This window comes from Pseudoalteromonas sp. SG45-2, from assembly GCF_014164115.1.
Lineage (GTDB): Bacteria > Pseudomonadota > Gammaproteobacteria > Enterobacterales > Alteromonadaceae > Pseudoalteromonas > Pseudoalteromonas distincta.
This window is the reverse complement of the sequence record NZ_JACJEO010000001.1, coordinates 259,200-280,979: the sequence shown is the minus strand read 5'-3', so window position 1 is coordinate 280,979 and position 21,780 is coordinate 259,200. Positions and strand designations below refer to the sequence as shown.

The 21,780-nt window shown below is 41.8% G+C and carries 20 protein-coding genes; 10 read left to right on the top strand and 10 right to left on the bottom strand.

The genetic code is table 11. From position 1 onward, the window contains the following. Positions 1-109 precede the first annotated feature (109 nt). The gene (locus H5116_RS01225) at positions 110-1,264 is read left to right on the top strand and encodes an IS110 family transposase (RefSeq protein WP_182715382.1); all 1,155 of its coding nucleotides are present in this window, start codon (positions 110-112) and stop codon (positions 1,262-1,264) included. 375 nt (positions 1,265-1,639) lie between these two features. Here the strand turns inward: H5116_RS01225 and H5116_RS01220 are convergent, their stop codons facing one another. From H5116_RS01220 to H5116_RS01210, 3 genes are all read right to left on the bottom strand, one after another. Beyond that, complete coding sequence (locus H5116_RS01220) at positions 1,640-2,089, bottom strand: hypothetical protein (protein ID WP_182715381.1); 450 nt, start codon at positions 2,087-2,089, stop codon at positions 1,640-1,642. A 289-nt stretch (positions 2,090-2,378) separates the two neighbouring features. Continuing rightward, a complete protein-coding gene (locus H5116_RS01215; RefSeq protein WP_024600383.1) occupies positions 2,379-2,810 on the bottom strand; it encodes a hypothetical protein in 432 nt (143 codons plus the stop codon). Between the two features lie 86 nt (positions 2,811-2,896). Continuing rightward, positions 2,897-3,511 carry a hypothetical protein gene (locus H5116_RS01210; protein ID WP_182715380.1) on the bottom strand — a complete coding sequence of 205 codons (615 nt, stop codon included), beginning with the start codon at positions 3,509-3,511 and terminating at the stop codon, positions 2,897-2,899. Positions 3,512-3,742: 231 nt separating this feature from the next. Between H5116_RS01210 and H5116_RS01205 the strand changes: the two genes are divergently transcribed. Beyond that, a complete protein-coding gene (locus H5116_RS01205; RefSeq protein ID WP_182715379.1) occupies positions 3,743-4,711 on the top strand; it encodes an integron integrase in 969 nt (322 codons plus the stop codon). Positions 4,712-4,784: 73 nt separating this feature from the next. Here H5116_RS01205 and H5116_RS01200 read toward each other — a convergent pair whose 3' ends face one another. The 7 genes from H5116_RS01200 to H5116_RS01170 form a co-directional block, all read right to left on the bottom strand. Continuing rightward, positions 4,785-5,555, bottom strand: coding sequence for an SDR family oxidoreductase (locus H5116_RS01200; protein WP_182715378.1), 771 nt, complete (start codon positions 5,553-5,555; stop codon positions 4,785-4,787). Between the two features lie 9 nt (positions 5,556-5,564). Beyond that, entirely contained in the window at positions 5,565-6,464 is a 900-nt protein-coding gene (mmsB, locus tag H5116_RS01195; protein WP_182715377.1) for a 3-hydroxyisobutyrate dehydrogenase, read from the bottom strand. Positions 6,465-6,474: 10 nt separating this feature from the next. Beyond that, positions 6,475-7,626, bottom strand: coding sequence for an enoyl-CoA hydratase/isomerase family protein (locus tag H5116_RS01190; RefSeq protein ID WP_182715376.1), 1,152 nt, complete (start codon positions 7,624-7,626; stop codon positions 6,475-6,477). Beyond that, entirely contained in the window at positions 7,626-8,417 is a 792-nt protein-coding gene (locus tag H5116_RS01185; protein ID WP_182715375.1) for an enoyl-CoA hydratase, read from the bottom strand. Before H5116_RS01185 ends, H5116_RS01190 begins: the two co-directional genes overlap by 1 nt. A gap of 10 nt (positions 8,418-8,427) precedes the next feature. Beyond that, positions 8,428-9,585: an acyl-CoA dehydrogenase family protein gene (locus H5116_RS01180; RefSeq protein WP_182715374.1), complete on the bottom strand. Its 1,158-nt coding sequence runs from the start codon at positions 9,583-9,585 to the stop codon at positions 8,428-8,430. A gap of 162 nt (positions 9,586-9,747) precedes the next feature. Then, a complete protein-coding gene (locus H5116_RS01175; protein WP_182715373.1) occupies positions 9,748-11,238 on the bottom strand; it encodes a CoA-acylating methylmalonate-semialdehyde dehydrogenase in 1,491 nt (496 codons plus the stop codon). Between the two features lie 125 nt (positions 11,239-11,363). Then, the gene (locus H5116_RS01170) at positions 11,364-12,545 is read right to left on the bottom strand and encodes an acetyl-CoA C-acyltransferase (RefSeq protein WP_182715372.1); all 1,182 of its coding nucleotides are present in this window, start codon (positions 12,543-12,545) and stop codon (positions 11,364-11,366) included. A gap of 330 nt (positions 12,546-12,875) precedes the next feature. On the opposite strand from H5116_RS01170, the gene H5116_RS01165 reads away from it, so the two are divergent. The 8 genes from H5116_RS01165 to H5116_RS01130 all read left to right on the top strand — a co-directional run bounded on the left by H5116_RS01165 (position 12,876) and on the right by H5116_RS01130 (position 21,482). Then, positions 12,876-13,310, top strand: coding sequence for a MerR family DNA-binding transcriptional regulator (locus H5116_RS01165; protein ID WP_008135264.1), 435 nt, complete (start codon positions 12,876-12,878; stop codon positions 13,308-13,310). Between the two features lie 56 nt (positions 13,311-13,366). Beyond that, positions 13,367-14,542 carry an isovaleryl-CoA dehydrogenase gene (locus H5116_RS01160; protein ID WP_182715371.1) on the top strand — a complete coding sequence of 392 codons (1,176 nt, stop codon included), beginning with the start codon at positions 13,367-13,369 and terminating at the stop codon, positions 14,540-14,542. 10 nt (positions 14,543-14,552) lie between these two features. Beyond that, a complete protein-coding gene (locus H5116_RS01155; RefSeq protein WP_182715370.1) occupies positions 14,553-16,160 on the top strand; it encodes a carboxyl transferase domain-containing protein in 1,608 nt (535 codons plus the stop codon). 12 nt (positions 16,161-16,172) lie between these two features. Next, entirely contained in the window at positions 16,173-16,943 is a 771-nt protein-coding gene (locus H5116_RS01150) for an enoyl-CoA hydratase/isomerase family protein (RefSeq protein WP_182715369.1), read from the top strand. 8 nt (positions 16,944-16,951) lie between these two features. After that, positions 16,952-18,955 (top strand): acetyl/propionyl/methylcrotonyl-CoA carboxylase subunit alpha, encoded by a 2,004-nt coding sequence (locus H5116_RS01145; protein ID WP_182715368.1) that lies wholly within the window; start codon positions 16,952-16,954, stop codon positions 18,953-18,955. Continuing rightward, a complete protein-coding gene (locus H5116_RS01140; RefSeq protein WP_182715367.1) occupies positions 18,955-19,851 on the top strand; it encodes a hydroxymethylglutaryl-CoA lyase in 897 nt (298 codons plus the stop codon). Before H5116_RS01145 ends, H5116_RS01140 begins: the two co-directional genes overlap by 1 nt. Before the next feature lie 261 nt (positions 19,852-20,112). Next, on the top strand, positions 20,113-20,811 hold the full coding sequence (locus tag H5116_RS01135; RefSeq protein WP_008135270.1) for a CoA transferase subunit A: 699 nt from the start codon (positions 20,113-20,115) through the stop codon (positions 20,809-20,811). A gap of 14 nt (positions 20,812-20,825) precedes the next feature. After that, complete coding sequence (locus tag H5116_RS01130; RefSeq protein ID WP_182715366.1) at positions 20,826-21,482, top strand: CoA transferase subunit B; 657 nt, start codon at positions 20,826-20,828, stop codon at positions 21,480-21,482. Positions 21,483-21,780: the final 298 nt, after the last annotated feature.

The window sequence follows — 21,780 nt, the reverse complement described above, 5'->3', positions numbered from 1 at the left end:
TAGACATAATGACTCCCACACGGTGTTAGCCTCCGCTTTTCGTGGGTTAGCTTAATTCAAAGCCAGAGCCATAATTAGTTTGTCAATTAACTAAACAGCAGAGGCTAACATGAATAAACATAGCATACTTTTTATCGGTCTTGATACACATAAAGAATTCAATGAAGTCGCCTATATTGAAGAACATAGAGGTGCGCAACCTGTTCATCTTGGCCGAGTTTCGTCTTCCAAAGTGGCCGTTCAAAAGCTTGTTCGTCAGTTCGAATCGAAATACCCTGGCGCAACACTTCATTTTGTTTATGAAGCAGGCCCATGTGGTTATTGGATTTACAGATTAATCACAAGCCTTGGCCATTGCTGTTATGTGGTTGCCCCGTCTCTTATTCCTAAAAAACCAGGCGAGAAGATTAAAACCGATAAACGTGATGCTCTTAAACTTGCTAAATTACTTAAGTCTGAAGATTTAACACCTATCTATGTTCCCGAGCCTGAAGATGAAGCCGTACGCGATTTATCTCGCGCACGCGAAATAGCCATGAAAGATTTAAAAGATGCTAAATATCAATTAAAAGCGTTGCTGCTTCGCAATAATATTAATTACAAAGGCACCGCAAATTGGTCACAAAAACATTTACGTTGGCTCACTGAGCTTGTGCTGCCACATCCCGCGCAGCACATTGTCTTACAAGAGTTTTTACAAACAATTACCGAGCGAATAAGCCGACTTGAAAGACTAGACAATGAACTAACACATCACGTCCATCAATGGCGTTATTATCCCGTTGTTAAAGCAATACAAGCAATGCGAGGTGTTCGCTTGTTGGTCGCCACCGGCGTTGTGGCTGAGCTTGGTGATTTATCGCGCTTCGACCATCCCCGTAAATTAATGAGTTATCTCGGTCTTGTACCCAGTGAACACTCGAGTGGTGGCAAACGCCATATTGGCGCTATCACAAAATGCGGAAACGGCCGAGCAAGACGCCTTCTCGTTGAAGGTGCACACACTTATCGGTATGCGGCAAATATATCGACAGATATGCAAAAACGACAAGAAGGTTTACCAAAGGACATTATTGATATTGCGTGGAAAGCACAACTTAGGCTCTGCAAGCGCTATAAAAAAATGATAGCCAAAGGGAAACACTACAACCTTGTTGTCACCGCAATTGCCCGAGAAATGATTGCGTACATATGGGCCATTGCAAAAGAAGTGGTACTTACGCCAGTGAACGCAAAACTTAGATTGGCAAGAGTACCCGCATGATAAACGAATTAGAGTTAATGCATGGGATCAAGCATCGGGTGTGGCACAACCACCGACGGCGTTAGGATGGCAATGCAGCTAACGCTGCATTGAACCACGAACATAGACTGAAGACAGGTGCCACGACGGAATAAGTAAGGTCTGCTCTGTTGCTAGAAATAGTAATAACCAACGAATATCAGCAAGATAACCGACGAAATTACTTGCTTCATCCTATGTATTAACTCGCTCTAATTCGAGCTGAAGTAATTATGGCTTAAAAAGTGAAGCAAGGATCAGTGTGCTTAACTTGACAGTGGGAGTCATACCAACACCCATTTAAGGGGCTGATAATAGTTTGCTAAAATGTGTAGCGAAGCGAAACTGAGCAAACTGTTAGCAGTCCCGCTTTAAATTCTTGTTAGTTGTGCTTTTAAACAGATCGAATTTAGAAATGATATAAATAGGCTCTTTTTTACTTTCTACTTTATAAAGATATTGATTTTTTAAAAAATTAGTTTTTTCTTTTATTAGGTTGATTTGCCCCCAAGGAATTAAAAATTTATTGGGAAATAGTAGAATCAACATCTTATTTTGACCTATAAACAAACCTTGTTTACATGGTTTTATATTTAGAAAATTTCTATATTCACTGTTTTTCTCCTGAGAAAAGTCCGCAACATTTGTCAGGTTAATACTTTTTGATTTAAAAAGTGAACGTTCAGAAATACATAAATCCGTTTTGTACTCTTTTGCTAGTTTAGGGTAAAATCCAACAATGCTTTGTACATAATTTACTAGAACAAAGAAGAATAAAAAAAGAATTAAACCTATGAGAAACTCCATTTTTAAAACTCCAAAAATCTATTCCATACTACAGGGTGAATTTAAGCCAACTAACGAGGCTGTAGAATAACTCCAACAACCAAATTCAATTAAAAAACGAGTTCCTCAAATCAACTCTAAGCGCTTTAAAAGCATTAGGTAATGCATTTGGAAACCATAAAACAGGCTGTTTTCTTAAAAAAGAGTAATTCTACAGCCTCAACGCCCACTTAAGCGGACAAAAATAGCTGGTTAAAATGTGAAGCGAAGCGGAACCTGAGTAACTGTTTTTGTTGCATTTTAAGTGCTTTTAAGGTTTTATTAACTCTGCCCATTTGTTGTTTAAAAAGCCAGTCTCTTGCCCAACTGACATTATTACTGGACTGATATTATTAGTTTTAGGCAACTCGAAAACTACGTCATAGATGGTTATATCTTTAGCACTTATACCATTAGATTTAGCCCATTCTAGAATAGCAGGATCTTTAGTATCAACGATACTCGCTTTGTCGAGCGCCTTAAAAAATACATAGTGCTCTAATTCAGATTCAATTTTCGTTGGGTTGCGTTTAATAGAAAATTCAAGAACAAGAAGTTCAGGCTTATTGCTGTACAGTTGAGAAATATAACTTTCAGCTTTGTTTTTATATGCAGCTTCTGTATTCCAGAATTCATCAATTTCATTCGAATACGCGAATGTTGAAATAAATACGAGGAAAATAAAAGGTAGTTTAAATTTCATCCGTGACTCCAGAAAACCCTAACGCCTCACTAAGAGGCGAGTAATTGTTGGCTAAAATGTGAAGCGAAGCGGAACCGAGCCAACTGTTACGAGTCCTGCTTTAGTGACTTGTTAAGTCTCTCTTCGTACAAACTAAGCTTACATAAAAACTGTTCAATAAAAGCTGCATCTCTTTCAGTTGATGCTAAAGTGAACGCAAAATCAGTCTCTTTTCTTATTATTTCGCATTGCTCTAATGTTGCACCGTCCATTGCGTATAAAATACCAGATGGCCATTCATGCTCGCAATGTGAAAGCCAATTTAAAATGCTCTCTAAAAGTAGAGTTCGACCTTCAGAATTTGAAGAATCGATTCCGTAACATTTACGATAGAAATCCATCTCAACCAAGGAACCTAGTTCTTCAAAAATACCTTTGGTTTGATATACATTTTGAATTAGCTTACCAAGCCATAAAGTAGAGTTGTAGTCGTTAGACTCAAAGCCTTCTTTTAGGGTCGGGTATACCAAATTAATAAATATTTCATATCTGATACAGCTATGACGGTTTTTTTCAAGGTTTGGTAAATATGACCAAACCCAATTTTTAACTTCTTCACGACTTTTAAATGAGTCGACAAATTTTTTAACAGAGGCAGTCGCTTGCTTTTTTAAGCCAGCTTCTAATTCTTTCTCAAAACTTTCGTAATACTCGATATTCATAAGAGACTTAACAATTTTATAGTGCGCTCATCGCGCATATACCTGCCAATGTCACGCTCATGTATTCAATAAATCATTTTTACCAAATAACTTAACACATTGCTATATATAATTTTTTACTAGCACACAAACTCTCAATAAAAGACAAAATGCGCTCGTCGCTCATTTTCTTGAAGATGGGAGCAGTGCAACTATACTGTATATAAATACAGTTACATTATTGGTGGTAATATGAAAACACGCTCTCCATTTTTAAATTATATAGCCGATTATATGTTGGTACGTCAGTATTCATTACGCACCATCGATACCTACCTAAGATGGATTGCATCTTATATCCATTTTCATAATAAACGCCATCCCGCCTCAATGGGAGACAATGAAGTCGAGTGCTACTTAGAACATTTAGTGTTAAAGCAAAACGTTGCACCACGTACGCAAGCCACTGCACTCAATTCATTGTCATTTTTATACAAACATATAATAAAAAACGAACTTTCATTAAATTTAAATTTTGCCCGTAGTAAAAAACAAGCAAAGCTCCCTGTCGTGATGACCCCAGAGGAAGTTAAAATGTTGATGGCTCATTTAAATAAGCGCTATTATTTAATTGCAGCCCTTATGTATGGAAGTGGTTTAAGAGTAATGGAAGCGGTGCAATTAAGGGTGAAAGATATTGATTTTGATTATAAATGTATTCAAGTATGGAATGGCAAAGGAAATAAACATCGTATTGTAACGCTCGCTACAGAGCTGATCCCTATGCTGAGAACTCAAATTTTAAACGTTGATGACTACCTAAAGCTTGATTTAAATAACACTAAATATGCCGGCGCGTGGATGCCATATGCCTTAACAAAAAAATATCCTTCAGCCGCAAAAACACTAGCATGGCAATATTTATTTCCTTCTCATATGTTAAGTTCAGATCCTCAAGGTGGTGAAATAAGGCGACATCATTTTCATCACTCTTGTATTAGAAAAGAGGTTAAAAAAGCCGTCCAAAAATCAGGGTTAACAAAAATAATAACACCTCATACATTAAGGCACTCTTTTGCTACTCATCTACTGCAAAATGGCGCCGATATAAGAACTGTTCAAGCTCAGCTTGGCCATTCTGATGTTAAAACCACACAAATTTATACTCATGTATTGCAGCAAGGTGCAAACGGGGTTATTAGCCCTTTTTCAAGTTTATAAATCTCCCCGATTTAAAACCAAAAAGCACAACCCAAAGAGTTATGCTTTTAAATCAACCTTAATCTAGTTCGTTTTACAAACGAATGCCGCCGTCTATTTCAACCACGCGACCGGTAAAAAAGTCGTTTTCGATAATGTATTGTGCAGTATGGGCAATTTCGTCGCTTTCGCCTAAGCGCCCTACTGGCGTTACTGCAAGCATACGTTGTTTGGCTTCGGGCTTCATGGCGTCGGTCATGGCGGTGCTTATAACACCTGGTGCAATAGCGCCTACGCGTATACCAAAGCGGCCAAGTTCTTTAGCCCATGTGGTGGTAAGTGCCACTACGCCTGCTTTTGATGCCGCGTAGTTTGTTTGCCCAATATTACCTGCGCGCGCTACGCTCGACATATTTACGATTACGCCGCCTTTGCCTGATTCAATCATGTGGCTTGCAGCTTCCCGCCCTGCTAAAAACACACCGGTCAGGTTCACATCAATCACTGATTGAAATTGCTCAAGAGACATTTTTTTAACGACCTTGCCATCTTTAGCTTTTATAAACATGCCGTCGCGTAAAATACCGGCGTTGTTTATAAGCACGCCAATATGGCCAAAATCGCTGTTGATGGTATTAAATACGTTTTCTACTTCGCTCTCAGTGGTTACGTTTGCGGCATAACCTTTTATGTTGCTGGTTACACCTTCAAGCTGTGTGAGTTCTTCGCATGCGGTGTTTAATAAATCTTGTGCCATATCTATTAAAGCAATGTTAGCACCCATAAGTGCAAACTTTTGCGCCATTGCAAAGCCTAAACCTTGTGCGCCACCGGTTATTACTACCGTGTTACTTTTAATTTCCACGCGTTGCTCCTACTTAGAAAACAGTTTAAAAATGGCACTAAAGTCATCACTACCCGCACCTTGGTGCTGTAGCATAGTGTATAAATTTTTAGCCATTGAACCCATTGGGGTTGATGAATTACTTTGCTGCGCGGCTTCCATGGCAAGGCCTAGGTCTTTAGCCATTAAATCGACCATAAAGCCTGGTTTGTAATCGTTACTAGCCGGTGCGGTATCCATTACACCTGGGCAAGGGTTGTAAAGTTCAAGCGTCCAGTTACGGCCCGAACTTGCGGTCATTATGTCGCTAAGTACTTTAGGATCGAGGCCGTTATTTATACCCATTTGCAGTGCTTCGCTGGTACCTGCCATTAAAATACTGAGTAGCATGTTATTACATATTTTTGCTACTTGCCCTGCGCCAATATCGCCTGCATGAAATATGTTTTTACCCATATCACTAAGCACTGTATTTGCTTTATCGAACGCTGCTTTTTCGCCACCTACAATAAAGGTAAGAGTGCCAGCAGTTGCTCCTGCAACGCCGCCCGATACCGGTGCATCTACAAAGCTAATGCCCTGCTCGCCAAGTTTACTGCCTACAATACGTGCTGATTCTGCATCTATTGTTGAGCAATCAATTACTAATGTATTGTTGATCAGCACGTTAATTAAACCGCTGTCGTCATTATTACCTAAGTAAAGCGACTTAACATGTTTGCCCGCAGGTAACATACTAATAAGTACGTCAGCATTAGTTGCGCACTGCTTTGCATCAACTGCTGCTTTTGCGCCTTTACTTGCAAGCTCATTTACGACCGACTGGTTTAAATCAAACACGCTAACAATATGGCCTGCTTTAATTAAGTTAGCCGCCATTGGGCCGCCCATATTACCTAAGCCGATAAAACCAATATTTAGTTTAGTCATCGTCTTTCCTTTATTTGTGTGATGGCGTGTCTAAGCCATTGAGAGGGTGTTTTTCGCCAAAGCGGTTAGCAAAAAAACTGTCGATTATTGTTTGTGGTACATCACTTAGTGTTTTGTACTGCCAATTAGGCGCGCCGTCTTTATCTATTAATAACGCCCTTACACCTTCTTGAAACTCACCTACTTCGCCAGCGCGAACCGACATACTTAGCTCCATTTTAAAACACGCTAATAAGCTTTTGCCTTTGCTGGTTTTTAATTGCTCACTAACGAGTGCACAACTTAATGGGCATCCGTGTTTAAGTGATTTTTGAGCGCGTTGTAGCCACTTGTCATCAGTGGTTAGCCCTAAAATATAATTAACCTGCTCTTGCAAGGTTTTAAACTCACCCAGTTTCTGAATCGTTTTTAGGTTAGCTTTTATATTGCCTTTAGGCATACGCGCCGACTGGTTGTCTAAATCGGTGAGTAAATCGGTTAATCGATCATGATTTAAGCTCGCAGTTTTGCCCCACTTGGCAGTTAAAATTTGCGCAAGCATGGCATCATATTTGTTGCTATCGATAAAGTGATCTGCAAGCGATACAAAACGCGCGTCGTCGCAGTTTATAGAGGCCGACGTTAGCCCTAAAAATAGCCCGACGCTTTGTGGCATTTTATGTAAAAAGTAACTGCCGCCTACATCTGGGTATAAACCTATGGTTTGCTCTGGCATGGCAATGCGTGATGTTTCGGTTACAACGCGGTGGCTAGCACCGGCCATTAGCCCTAAACCGCCGCCCATTACTATGCCGTTACCCCAAACAAGGATTGGTTTATCAAAGGTATGAATAAGATAATCAAGCTTGTACTCTAGTGTAAAAAACTCTTCAACTAGGCTTGTTGGTTTACCCTGCGCCATCGCATGATGAAGGCTCACAACATCGCCACCAGCACAAAATGCTTTATCGCCTGCGCCTTTTAACAACACCATTGCAATAGTTTCATCGTCTTGCCAAGCTCGCAATTGCGGCTCAAGTAATTTGATCATCTCAAAATTAAGCGCATTTAATGCTTTTGGTGCATTGAGTGTAATAAGCCCAATTAAACTGCCATTTTCTGCGGTTGCGGTTTCAAATACTACGGGCTCATCGGCGTTATTTAATACTGTTAAAGCACTCATTAGCCGTTTACCCAGTTAGCGCGGCGTTTTTCTAAAAAGGCATTTACGCCTTCTTGTTGATCTTGTGTATCAAACAATCCAACAAACAATTCACGCTCAAGAGGCAATACACTTGCCATCGGTTGATGACGCCCTTTTTGAATCAAAGTTTTACACGCAGCTACCGAGCTAGGGCTTTGATCGGCCACTTGGTTTGCAAGTTTTAATGCCTCTGCAAAGCTTTCACCGTGTGGTACTACTTCTTCTACTAAGCCAATTTGTAGGGCTTTATCGGCTTTTAAGCGCTCGCCGCATAAAATCATGCGTTTTGCCCAGCCTTCGCCTACAAGCCATGCTAAATTTTGTGTACCACCCGCACAGGGTAATAACCCTACTTTAGCTTCAGGCAATGCCATTTGTGCTTGCTCTTCCGCAATACGTATATCGCACGCAAGCGCGACCTCTAGCCCGCCGCCCATTGCGTAACCGTTAATGGCAGCAACCGACACTCCTCTAAAATTAGTAAGCGCTTCAAATGCTTCACCAAATACACGCGACATATCAGCGGCTACGCCTTTATCGCCACTAGCAAATACATTTAGGTCGGCACCCGCGCTAAAAAACTTCTCGCCTTCGCCAGTCAGTACTAATGCATAAATATTTTTATTGTTATTAAGCGCGTTAACGGTATTTTTTAAATCAACTAGGGTGTCTTTTGTCCAGGTGTTTGCTGGCGGATTAGACATAGTTAAAATTGCAACATGACCTTCGGTTGTTAGTTCAATACTCGGATTAGATTTAGATTCTGACATACATTGCTCCTTATAAAACGTCGCTTGCTGACTGCGCTAAAATACGGCGCGCAATAATTACACGCATGATTTCGTTAGTGCCTTCTAAAATTTGATGAACGCGTACATCACGTACATGGCGCTCAAGCGGGTATTCTTTTATGTAACCGTAACCACCATGAATTTGCAGTGCGTCGTTACACACGGTAAAGCCAACATCGGTAGCAAAACGCTTAGCCATGGCGCAGTAAGTGGTTTTTTCAACGTCGTTATTATCAAGTTTAAATGCAGCAAGCCTGACCATTTGGCGCGCGGCTACAAGTTCGGTGTTCATATCGGCAATTTTAAATTGCAGTGCTTGAAACGCAGCCAATGGTTTACCAAATTGAGTGCGCTCTTTTAAGTATTCGCGGGCGGTATTAAGCGCCGCTTGCGCTGTACCAATTGAACATGTGGCAATGTTAATTCGACCGCCATCAAGGCCTTGCATCGCAAATTTAAAGCCTTCGCCCTCTGCCCCTAATAAGTTATGCGCAGGAATACGCACATCTTCAAAGCTAATTAGGCGTGTAGGTTGTGCGTTCCAACCCATTTTTTCTTCTGCTTTGCCGTATTCAACACCTTTTGCGTCGGCCGGGACTACAAATGCCGAAATACCAGCAGCACCTTCGCCGCCAGTACGTGCCATTACAACTAATACTTCGGTTTCGCCAGCGCCCGATATAAACATTTTTGAGCCGTTAATAACGTACTCATCACCCTCAAGCACGGCTTTTGTTTTAAGTGATGCGGCGTCTGAGCCAGAGCCAGGCTCTGTTAAACAATAAGAGGCAAGTAGCTCGCCCATTACTAATTGCTCTACGTATTTGTCTTTAACGGCATCGGTACCAAAACTTGCTACCATCCACGTGGCCATATTATGAATGGTTAACATGGCCGTAGTTGCTGTACAGCCCATAGCAAGCTGTTCAAAAATAATGCTCGAATCTAAACGTGATAAACCAAGGCCGCCTGCTTCCTCTGGCGTGTATAAACCACAAAAACCAAGCTCGCCCGCTGCTTTAATCGTGTCTTTAGGAAAGATATGTTCGCGATCCCATTTTGCGGCATGGGGCGCAAGTTCTGACTCGGCAAATTGACGTGCAGTTTGTGCAAAGGCTTGTTGATCTTCAGATAAGTTAAAGTCCATGGTAGACCTCTTTAATTGTGTTAGTTGTGTTGTTAGTGTTTCCCGTTACAGGGATAGTTTGTGACGAGCGGCGAAGGCTTATGTGTGTGTTGTGTGTGAAGTAGCCTTCGCGCCCATCTTTTTTATTAATTATTCTTTTATTTACTCATTTTTTAATTACGATTATTTTAAGTTAATACTCATGTTTGGGCCCGACGCAATGTCGTCTTCAAACCAACGTGATGTAATTGTTTTAGTTTCTGTGTAAAAGCGAATACCTTGCTTACCGTACGTGTGAGTATCGCCGTAAAACGAGCCTTTCCAACCAGTGAATGAAAAGAACGGAAGTGGCACCGGAATTGGCACATTAATACCTACTTGGCCTACTTCAATTTCGTGTTGGAATTTACGAGCCACTGCGCCGCTTGACGTAAATAACGAGGTACCGTTACCGTAAGGGCTGTCGTTAATAAGGGCGATTGCCTCTTCAAGCGTGTCTACAAACATACACGCTAGTACTGGACCAAATATTTCTTCTTTGTATAAATCCATCTCTTTGGTTACATCGCTAAATAACGTCGGACCAACCCAGTTACCTTGCTCATACCCTTCAACCGTAAAGTCAGAGCCATCAATTAAACAGGTAGCGCCTTGCTCTTTACCACCAGCAATGAGTGATAAAATACGTGCCTTTGCTGCTTTTGATGTTTGTGGACCGTATGCCGCGTTTGCATCATCCCACACGCCTGGGCGTACATTTTCAAAGCCTGCTTTTATTTCATCTACCCACTGACTTGCTTGACCTACAAACACAGCAACCGAAATACCCATACAACGCTGGCCAGCAGCACCGACAGATGCGCCTACTAGGTTGTTTACAACGTGCGATTTACTTGCATCAGGCATAATAACCATGTGGTTTTTAGCGCCAACACAGGCTTGCACACGTTTAAGGTTTTGTGTGCCTTTAGAATAAATATAAGCACCTACACCACACGAGCCAACAAACGAAATAGCGCGTACTGCTTTATCTTCAAGTAAGCGGTCTACTTGTGGTTTTGTACCGTGAACAACTTGTAATACGCCTTTTGGTGCGCCGGCTTCAATAAATAGCTCTGCTAAGCGCATTGGTGTAAGTGGATCTTGTTCAGACGGTTTTAAAATAAAGGTGTTACCACACACAATTGCCAGCGGGAACATCCAAAGGGGGATCATTGCAGGGAAGTTAAACGGGGTTACGCCCGCACATACGCCAAGTGGCTGCATGTAAGAATACGTATCGATTTTACGCGCTACGTTTTCCATTGTTTCACCCATCATTAATGATGGTGCGTTTGCTGCTTGTTCTACTACTTCAATACCGCGCCAAACATCGCCTTTTGCATCTTCAAATGTTTTACCCAATTCGTGGCAAATAATGGTAGCAAGCTCATCATGATGTTCTTTTAATAGCGCTGCGTACTTCATCATAATGCGAGCACGTTCTGTAATGGGTACGTCTTTCCATGTTTTAAACGTCTCAGAAGCTGAGGCAATTGCCGCGTCCATTTCTGATTTTGTGGTACATGGCACTTGTGCAAGTACTTCTTGAGTTGCTGGGTTTATAACATCGATAAGCTCTTTTGATGCTGATTGAATAAATTCGCCATTAATAAGTAGTGGTACTTGGTGCATGATTAAATCCTAGTGTGTGAGTTGTGTGTTCTCTTTTAAAATTGGTAGCGCCGCTTTGTTAGCATTATTAGTGCAGCGCTTTTGTAGTTATTCGTACAGCTTTCTTATAACTATTTAATACCTAGTTAATACGCTTCTACGGCCATAGCAACCGCTTCACCGCCACCAATACATAAAGACGCAATGCCTTTTTTAAGACCTCGGTTTTTAAGGGCATGAATCAGCGTTACTAAAATACGCGCGCCGCTTGCACCAATTGGGTGGCCAAGTGCACATGCACCGCCATTAACGTTTACTTTGCTTTCATCAAGTTTTAACTCGTTAATAGCCAGCATGGTTACCATGGCAAATGCTTCGTTAATTTCCCAAAGATCAACATCGTTTACAGCCCAACCTGCTTTTTCAAGCACGCTGTTCATAGCCCCTACTGGCGCTACTGTAAATTCACTTGGTTTTTGAGAATGCGTGCTGTGCGCCACAATTTTACAAAGCGGTGTTAAGCCCTGCTCTTTTGCTTTTGATTCGCTCATTAATATAAGCGCTGCGCCACCATCTGAAATTGACGATGAATTAGCGGCTGTAATAGTGCCGTCTTTTTTAAAAGCTGCACGTAAGGTAGGGATTTTTTCTGGACGGGCGTTACCTGGTTGCTCATCAATCGATACTGTTACATCGCCTTTGCGTGTTTGCATTGTATGGGGTGCAACTTCGTTATCAAAGCTACCATTTTGTATTGCTGCTTTTGCTTTACTTAATGAGCCTAATGCAAACGCATCCATTTGCTCGCGGCCAATGCCGTATTCATCGGCGGTGTCTTGTGCAAAACAACCCATTGCTTTGTTGTCGTAAGCATCTTCAAGGCCATCGCTCATCATGTGATCTTTTATTTCGCCATGTCCCATGCGCATACCGCCACGCGCTTTTGGTATAAAGTACGGTGCATTTGTCATGCTCTCCATGCCACCAGCAATAGCAGATTGAATTGAGCCCGCTTTAATTAAATCGTTTGCAAGCATGGCTGCTTTTAAACCAGAGCCACATACTTTGTTAATTGTTGTAGCGCCAGTTCTAAGTGCAAGGCCTGCTTTTAACATTGCTTGGCGTGCAGGTGCTTGTCCAAGCCCTGCTGGTAATACACAGCCCATAATTACTTCGTCTATAGCATCTTTAGCTAAACCAGTTTGTGTGAGTACACTTGCAATGGCGGTAGCGCCAAGCTCGGTAGACTGCGCATCACTTAACGCTCCCATAAAACCACCCATTGGGGTGCGTTTTGCTGCTACAATTACCACTGATTCTAAAGTCATAACTAACTCCATTGTATTTATATGCAAATAGTTGTTAGTATATTTGCTCTATTAATTTAGTATTCATTTATTATTTAATACCCTTACACAATACTAACGTTTACGCTAACGTCAACTAAAAACAGCTTAATTTTTAGTTTTATAAGTGTAAGGATTATTTTCCATCGGTTAGACTACACTGATAAAATAAAAATAACCCATTGAATATTAATAATATAAATCAATACCTCGCTTAAACATCCCTTTATAAATAGTTTCAAACCACACCAAGCTTTACCTTTACGTAAACTTCACTTATATTGGAGTTATTCGAATGAGGTAAATACAATTATGAAACCAGATAATCAAACAAACTTTGCAAGCTCAGCCAAAATGCCGGCCAGTAATGAACAAACATTTAGCATTAGCGAACTCGCTAAAGAATTTGACATTACAACCCGCTCTATTCGCTTTTACGAAGACCAAGGGTTAATAACGCCAGAACGTAATGGTCAAACCCGTATTTATTCAAAACGCGATAAAGTGCGTTTAAAACTAATATTACGTGGTAAGCGCCTTGGCTTTACATTGGCCGAAACCGGTCGTTTGTTTGAACTGTACGACGCAGATAAATCAAGCGCTAAGCAGTTGGTTACTATGCTTGACCTTATTTCAGAAAAAAAAGCAGACCTATCTCAACAAATGGACGACATTAAAGTTGTTCTTATGGAGTTGGTGACGGCCGAGCGCCGCTGCAGAGACACGCTTAATAAAATAGACGAGTAAGTTTATTTTTAAAATAACAACACACTGACAACACACACGTCACACAGGAATGAATCATGAGCACTATTTCACTATATAAAGAAATGAACTTTGGCCTTGGCGAAACCGCCGATATGATCCGCGACCACGTAAACAGTTTTGCGAGTCAGGAGATTGCCCCGCTTGCTGAAAAAACGGACTTAGATAACGCTTTTCCAAATCAACTTTGGACTCAAATGGGCGAAATGGGCGTACTAGGTATGACCGTATCTGAAGAACTTGGCGGCGCCGGTTTAGGTTACTTAGAACATGTTATTGCTATGGAAGAAATAAGCCGTGCCAGTGCCTCTATAGGTTTAAGCTATGGTGCGCATTCAAACTTGTGTGTTAATCAAATTAACCGTAACGGCACACAAGCTCAAAAAGAAAAATACTTACCAAAGCTTATTAGTGGTGAGCACATTGGTGCCCTTGCAATGAGCGAGCCTAATGCGGGCTCTGACGTTGTATCGATGAAACTCAAAGCCGAAAAAAAAGGTAATAAGTACATTTTAAACGGCAATAAAATGTGGATCACCAATGGTCCCGACGCACACACACTCGTTATTTACGCAAAAACAGATTTAAACGCCGGCGCTAAAGGCATTACCGCGTTTATTGTTGAGAGCAACTTTCCTGGTTTTTCAACAGCGCAAAAGCTCGACAAACTGGGCATGCGCGGCTCAAATACCTGTGAGCTAGTATTTGAAAACTGCGAAGTACCCGAGGAAAACATTTTAGGTAACTTAAACGAAGGCGTTAAAGTACTTATGAGTGGCCTTGATTACGAACGCGTAGTACTTGCAGCGGGCCCGCTTGGCATAATGCAAGCGTGTATGGACATAGTGGTACCGTACATTCATGAGCGTAAACAGTTTGATACCCCTATTGGTCAATTTCAGTTAATTCAAGGCAAAATAGCCGACATGTATACACAAATGAATGCTGCGCGCTCATATGTATATACGGTAGCTAAAGCGTGTGACCGAGGCGAAACCACCCGTAAAGATGCCGCCGGTGCCATTTTATACGCCGCAGAGCTAGCAACTAAAATGGCGCTAGATGCAATTCAAATTTTAGGTGGCAATGGCTACATAAACGAATACGCAACGGGTCGTCTTCTTCGTGACGCTAAATTATACGAAATTGGTGCAGGTACATCCGAAATTCGTCGCATGCTTATTGGCCGCGAACTTTTCACAGAAAGCCGTTAAGGATTAAACCATGACTATTTTAAAATCGAGCGTTAATCCTCACGACCCAACGTTTGTGCAAAACCATAAAAATATGTCAGCGCTGGTGGATGATTTACGCAGTAAAGTAGCAACAATTAGCCAAGGCGGAGGCGCTGCATTAAAAGAGCGCCACGAAGGCCGTGGTAAATTATTTGTACGCGACCGCATAAATACATTAATTGACGAAGGCTCACCGTTTTTAGAAATTTCGCAATTTGCTGCCTTTGGTGTGTACGAACAAGCAATACCTTGTGCAGGCGTTGTAGCCGGTATTGGCCGTGTTAAAGGCGTTGAATGCATGATTATTGCAAACGATGCCACGGTTAAAGGCGGTACATATTTTCCGCTTACCGTTAAAAAGCATTTACGCGCACAAGATATCGCCGAGCGCTGCCACTTACCGTGTATTTATTTGGTGGATTCGGGCGGTGCAAATCTGCCAGAGCAAGATGATGTATTTCCAGATAAGTTGCATTTTGGTCGTATTTTTTACAATCAAGCCCGTATGTCCGGTAAAGGCATTCCACAAATTGCTGTAGTAATGGGCTTATGTACCGCAGGTGGTGCGTACGTACCTGCAATGGCCGATGAAAGTATTATTGTAAAAGATCAAGGCACTATATTTTTAGCAGGTCCGCCCCTTGTAAAAGCAGCAACCGGCGAAGAAGTAACAGCCGAAGAGTTAGGCGGCGCCGATGTGCACTGTAAAATTTCGGGTGTTGCCGATCACTACGCTGAAAACGATGCTCATGCGCTGTCTATTGCGCGCCAATGTATTGAGCGTATTAATTATACACGCCCTACGGCCCCTCTTCTAGAGGATGTAAAGCCACCCCGTTACGATATAAACGAGCTTTACGGCATTGTGGGCACCGACCTTAAAAAGCCATTTGATGTACGCGAAGTAATAGCGCGCACAGTGGATGATTCATCATTTGATGAATTTAAACGTTACTTTGGTGAAACGCTGGTCACCGGTTTTGCCAGTATTTACGGCAATCCTGTTGGCATAGTGGCTAATAACGGTATTTTATTTAGTGAGTCGGCGCAAAAAGGCGCCCACTTTATTCAACTGTGTGCTCAGCGCAATATTCCTTTAGTATTTTTACAAAATATTACCGGCTTTATGGTGGGTAAAAAATACGAAGCCGAAGGTATTGCTAAGCACGGCGCTAAAATGGTGATGGCGGTTTCGTGTGCTGATGTGCCTAAATTCACTGTACTTATTGGCGGCTCTTACGGCGCAGGTAACTACGGTATGTGTGGCCGCGCATTTGAACCAACCATGATGTGGATGTGGCCTAATGCCCGTATTTCGGTAATGGGCGGCGAGCAAGCAGCTGGTGTAATGGCGCAAGTTAAACAAGATGGTTTAGCACGCAAAGGCCAAACCATGAGCGAGCCAGAAATCAGTGATTTTAAAAAGCCAATTATTGAACAGTATGAAGAGCAAGGTCATCCGTATTACGCAAGCGCACGCTTGTGGGATGACGGCATTATAGACCCTGCCGATACGCGTAATGTATTAGGGCTTGCGTTAACGGCTGCGTATAACGCACCAAAACGTGATTCGAAATTTGGCGTATTTAGAATGTAACCGGAGCGCAAAATGTCAGTAACACTACAAATAACAAAATCTAATGTGGCTGTACTTGTGTTAAGTCGCCCAGAAAAAAGAAACGCATTTAACAGTGAAGTAATACACGAACTTATTCAGTGTATTGAACATGCAAATACGCTTGATATTCGTGCTTTGGTTTTAAAAACAGAAGGTAAACACTTTTCAGCCGGTGCCGATTTAGCCTGGATGAAATCAATGGCTGATAACAATTACACCGATAACCTAGCTGATTCAATGCAATTAGCTAAATTAATGCAGGTATTGGCAAGCTCCCCGCATCCTACAATTTGTGCTGTGCAAGGTGCCGCTTTTGGTGGTGCTCTGGGCTTAATAGCCTGTTGCGACATAGCCCTTAGTAAAGACGATGCACAATTTTGTTTAAGTGAAGTAAAACTGGGTCTTATTCCGGCGGTTATTAGTCCATACGTTATTAAAGCTATTGGTGAGCGCGCTGCTCGCAGGTATTTTTTAACGGCTGAAGTGTTTGATGCACATACTGCTAAGCAACTTGGCTTAATTCATCAAGTAACCGGTAATTTAGACTGTGCGCTCGATAATATGCTGCAAACACTGATTGATAACGGACCTGTTGCAGTAAAAGCCGCAAAAGCATTAATTAAAGATGTAGCAAATAAACCAATAACCGATGAACTCATTGAGCTTACCGCAGAGCGTATTGCAAAAATTCGCGTATCTGAAGAAGGTCAAGAAGGGCTAAGTGCTTTTTTTGATAAACGCCCACCCGCTTGGCAACTGTAGGATTGATTATGAAGACACAACGATTACAAAAAATACTAATTGCCAATCGTGGAGAAATTGCGTGCCGTGTAATGCGCAGCGCAAAACAAATGGGCTTAACCACGGTCGCGGTTTACTCTGATGCAGACAAACATGCCCAGCACGTAAAAATGGCTGACGAGGCTTACCATATTGGTGCCGCGCCAAGTAAAGATTCGTATTTAGTAGCAGACAAAATTTTACAAGTTGCCAAAGACTGCGGCGCTGACTGTATTCACCCAGGCTATGGTTTTTTATCTGAGAACAGCGAATTTGCTAAAGCCTGCGAAGCTAATAACATTGCTTTTATAGGGCCACCAGCAAGTAGCATTGAAGCAATGGGGTCTAAAACCCGCGCTAAAGAAATAATGGCAGCTGCTAATGTACCGTTAGTGCCTGGTTATTACGGTGATAAGCAAGACCCTGCTTTTTTACAAAGTGAAGCTGAAAAAATTGGCTACCCTGTACTCATTAAAGCGGCCTTTGGTGGCGGTGGTAAAGGCATGCGTGTGGTTGAAAAAGCACAAGACTTTATGAGCGCACTACAAGGTGCGCAACGTGAAGCGATTGCCGGTTTTGGTAACGACTTAGTGTTATTAGAGCGCTATGTAAACCAACCTCGCCATGTAGAAGTGCAAGTATTTGCAGATAACCATGGCAACTGTGTTTATTTAGGCGATCGTGATTGTTCTTTGCAACGTCGTCATCAAAAAGTAATTGAAGAAGCCCCTGCTCCGGGTTTATCTGACGCACTACGCAAAGAAATGGGCGAAGCGGCTGTACGTTGTGCACTGGCTATAAATTATAGAGGCGCAGGTACGGTTGAGTTTTTACTTTGTGGCGATGAATTTTTCTTTATGGAAATGAATACGCGCCTTCAAGTAGAACACCCTGTGACCGAAATGGTAACGGGTGTAGATTTAGTCAATTGGCAAATTAATATTGCGGGTGGGCAAACATTGCCACTGACACAAAGTGATATTCAATTGCAGGGTCATAGCTTTGAAGCACGAATATACGCAGAAGATCCAGCTAACGACTTTATCCCGTGTTCGGGCACTATTGAAGCACTACACACACCGCTTAACAGTGAATTTGTACGCATTGATACAGGCATTGCACAAGGCGACGAAATCAGCCCGTTTTACGACCCGATGATTGCAAAACTTATTGTGCACGACGACAATCGCGAACAAGCACTGAGCCGTTTACAACACGCTCTTGAGCAATTTCATTTAGCAGGTTTTAGCACTAACATTGGCTTTTTACATAATTTAGCAAGCCACCCTACGTTTAAACAAGGTGCGCCAAGCACACACTTTATTGCTGAGCAAGGTGATTCGTTAGTTGCGGTTGATAAATCGTTATTGCAAGCAAGTCAGCTTATTGGTGCTTTTGCGTATTTAGAATCGCTAACTAGCACCCAAAATGCGCAAAACAGTGCAAGCCCGTGGCAACAACTAACTGGTTTTAGACTCAATGCTCCGCAAGCAATTAAGATCCCTTTTGCCGATTTGCAGCTAAGCGCTATAAAAACAGCAGCGGGTTATAGTATTACGCATAACGAGCACGTTTTTAATCTACAAGGCACATTAAATAGTGGTCTTTGCAGTGTATTTATTAACGGTGAAAAACATAGCGCGCACGTAACTACGGTAGGTAATAATACTGTTGGCAATAGTGTGACAGTGATGAATAAAGCACTGCAAACTAAGCTTGAACTAGTTGATAAACATTATATTAGTTCGCACGAAAGTGAAGCACTGCCACTTGCCGCGCCGCTTAATGGCACAGTAGTTAAGCACTTAATCGATATTGGTAGCACAATTACCAAAGGCGATGCGGTTGTTATTATCGAAGCCATGAAAATGGAATACACGCTTAACGCACCACATGACGGCATTTTAAAAAGCTACTGTTTTGGTGAAGGCGAATTAGTAACGCATGGAGCCTTACTTGCTATTGTCGAAGATACAACTGAGGAAGGTGCATAATGAGTGCCTTTCCAAATAAAGTACGTATTGTTGAAGTTGGCGCGCGAGACGGCCTACAAAACGAAAAGACAGTAAGCACAGCCGATAAAGTAGCGCTTATTAACGCCCTAAGTGCTGCAGGTTTAAAAGATATTGAAGCGGGCGCGTTTGTCTCCCCTAAGTGGGTGCCGCAAATGGCAGACTCAGCGGATGTAATATCAGCGCTAGAATTACCTAATGTAAATTTAAGCGCCCTTACACCTAACTTAAAAGGTGCACAAGCAGCGCACGCTGTTGGTATTAAAGAGTTTGCTATATTTACAGCTGCGAGTGAGTCGTTTTGTCAAAGAAATATCAACTGCTCAATAGACGAAAGTATTGAACGTTTTAGCGAAGTAATGGCGTTTGCTAAAGCTAATAATATTCGTGTACGTGGTTATGTAAGCTGTGTACTCGGTTGCCCCTATGAGGGTGATATTGACCCGCAAGCAGTACTAAGTGTATCGCAAAAGCTATTAGATTTAGGCTGTTACGAAGTAAGCCTTGGCGATACCATAGGTGTTGGCACCGCAAAAAAAGTAACGCAATTAATCGAGTTACTTTTAACGCACATTGATAAAGCCAAGTTGGCCGTGCATTTTCATGATACATACGGCCAAGCGCTCACAAATATTTACGCAGCTTTAAGCCTAGGTATTGCAACGGTTGACGCGGCAGTTGCGGGCCTTGGTGGCTGTCCTTATGCTAAGGGGGCGTCAGGAAATGTTGCCACCGAAGATGTAGTTTACTTACTGCAAGGGCTTGGCATTGAACACTCAATTGATTTACAAAGGTTAAGTGACGCTGGCTGGGAGATAACCAAAGCACTTGGTAAGCAACCTGTGAGCAAAGTATCTGTGGCACTGCACACAAAATAACCTGAGCTCTGGATGATAAATCTATCTCGAGCAGCTATTTTCAGCATTAACTGCGTTGAATTTACTTGCAATAGGCCAGCTATTGACGCGTAAATTCGCCTTGTTTTCACTGAAAATCTCTGGCTAGAGAAAATAAATTTAAATATCACCCTGATTCATATGTTAGTAAATCTATTAACCAGAGTTCAGGTTAAATAGCTATCTTATGAAATGATGATTAAAGATAGTTAACAACAAATAGCACACAATGAGGAGAGACTCATGGCCGGTTTTGATAAGGTAGTTTCTAGTTACGAAGCTGCAATGGAAGGATTAAAAGACGGCGATACCATTATCGCCGGTGGTTTTGGTTTATGTGGTATTCCTGAGGGCTTAATTAAACAAATTAAGCACATGCAAACAAAAAACTTAACCGTAGTATCTAATAACTGTGGTGTTGATGACTTTGGTTTAGGTATTTTATTACAAGACAAACAAATTAAAAAAGTAGTTGCCTCATACGTTGGCGAAAATGCCCTATTCGAGCAGCAGTTATTAAGTGGCGAAATTGATGTAGAGCTTACGCCTCAAGGTACATTAGCTGAAAAAATGCGTGCTGGTGGCGCGGGTATACCTGCGTTTTACACCGCTACCGGTTACGGTACTCCTGTGGCTGAGGGTAAAGATGTAAAAGAGTTTAATGGTCGCCCGTATATTTTAGAAGAATCTATAACGGGTGAATTTGCTATTGTTAAAGCGTGGAAAGCCGACCGCTTTGGTAATTTAGTGTTTAGACACACCGCCATGAACTTTAATCCAATGGCGGCAACAGCTGGTAAAATTACCGTTGCCGAAGTAGAAGAAATTGTAGAGCCGGGCGAGCTTGAACCAAGCCAAATTCATACCCCGGGTATTTTTGTAAATCGCGTTATTAAAGGCAGCTTTGAAAAACGCATTGAACGTGTAACAACACGAGATTAAGCAGGAGCAAAATTATGGCATTATCACGTGAACAAGTTGCAATGCGCGTTGCACAAGAACTACAAGACGGTTACTACGTAAATTTGGGCATAGGAATTCCGACACTCGTCGCAAACTATGTACCAGATGATATTGAAGTTATGTTACAGTCCGAAAATGGCCTTTTAGGCATGGGCCCGTACCCAACTAAAGCAGAGCTAGACGCCGATATGATTAACGCGGGTAAAGAAACCGTGACAGCAGCCACAGGTGCAGCCATATTTAATAGTGCAGATAGTTTTGCCATGATACGGGGTGGTCATGTAGACTTAACCGTTCTGGGTGCATTTGAAGTTGACCAGAACGGCAACATCGCATCGTGGATGATCCCTAAAAAGCTGATTAAAGGCATGGGTGGCGCGATGGATTTAGTCGCTGGCGCGAAAAATATTATTGTTACTATGACCCATGCAAGTAAGCATGGTGACTCTAAACTATTAGAAGCCTGCTCTTTACCGCTGACTGGCGTTAATTGCGTAAAAAAAATAGTAACAGATTTAGCCGTATTAGAAGTTAAAGACGGCGCATTTCATCTAATAGAACGTGCTCCGGGCGTATCTGTTAATGAAATCATTAGTAAAACAGCAGGTAAATTACTTGTTGACGGTGAAGTACCAGAAATGGTTTTTTAGTAACTTTTAATAAGTTAACTTAAAATAACGCTTTACCCTGTACCGACCTCATTCCCAGTGCCAATGGCGCTGAGTTACCCAAAATCCCTCTTACGAGGGATTTTTTTTATCTTTTGTCATTATTTTTACCGTCATTCATACATCTGTAGTAAATTTTATCTATAATACAAATATAAATTAAATGTAAGCGCTTAGATTCTTTGCACTATTTTGTGGATAGCCTGCACCCTTTTTGTGAACTAGCGTTAATTTTATTTTTAACCTACTGATATTTAAACATTAAATAGTTGGTTTAAAT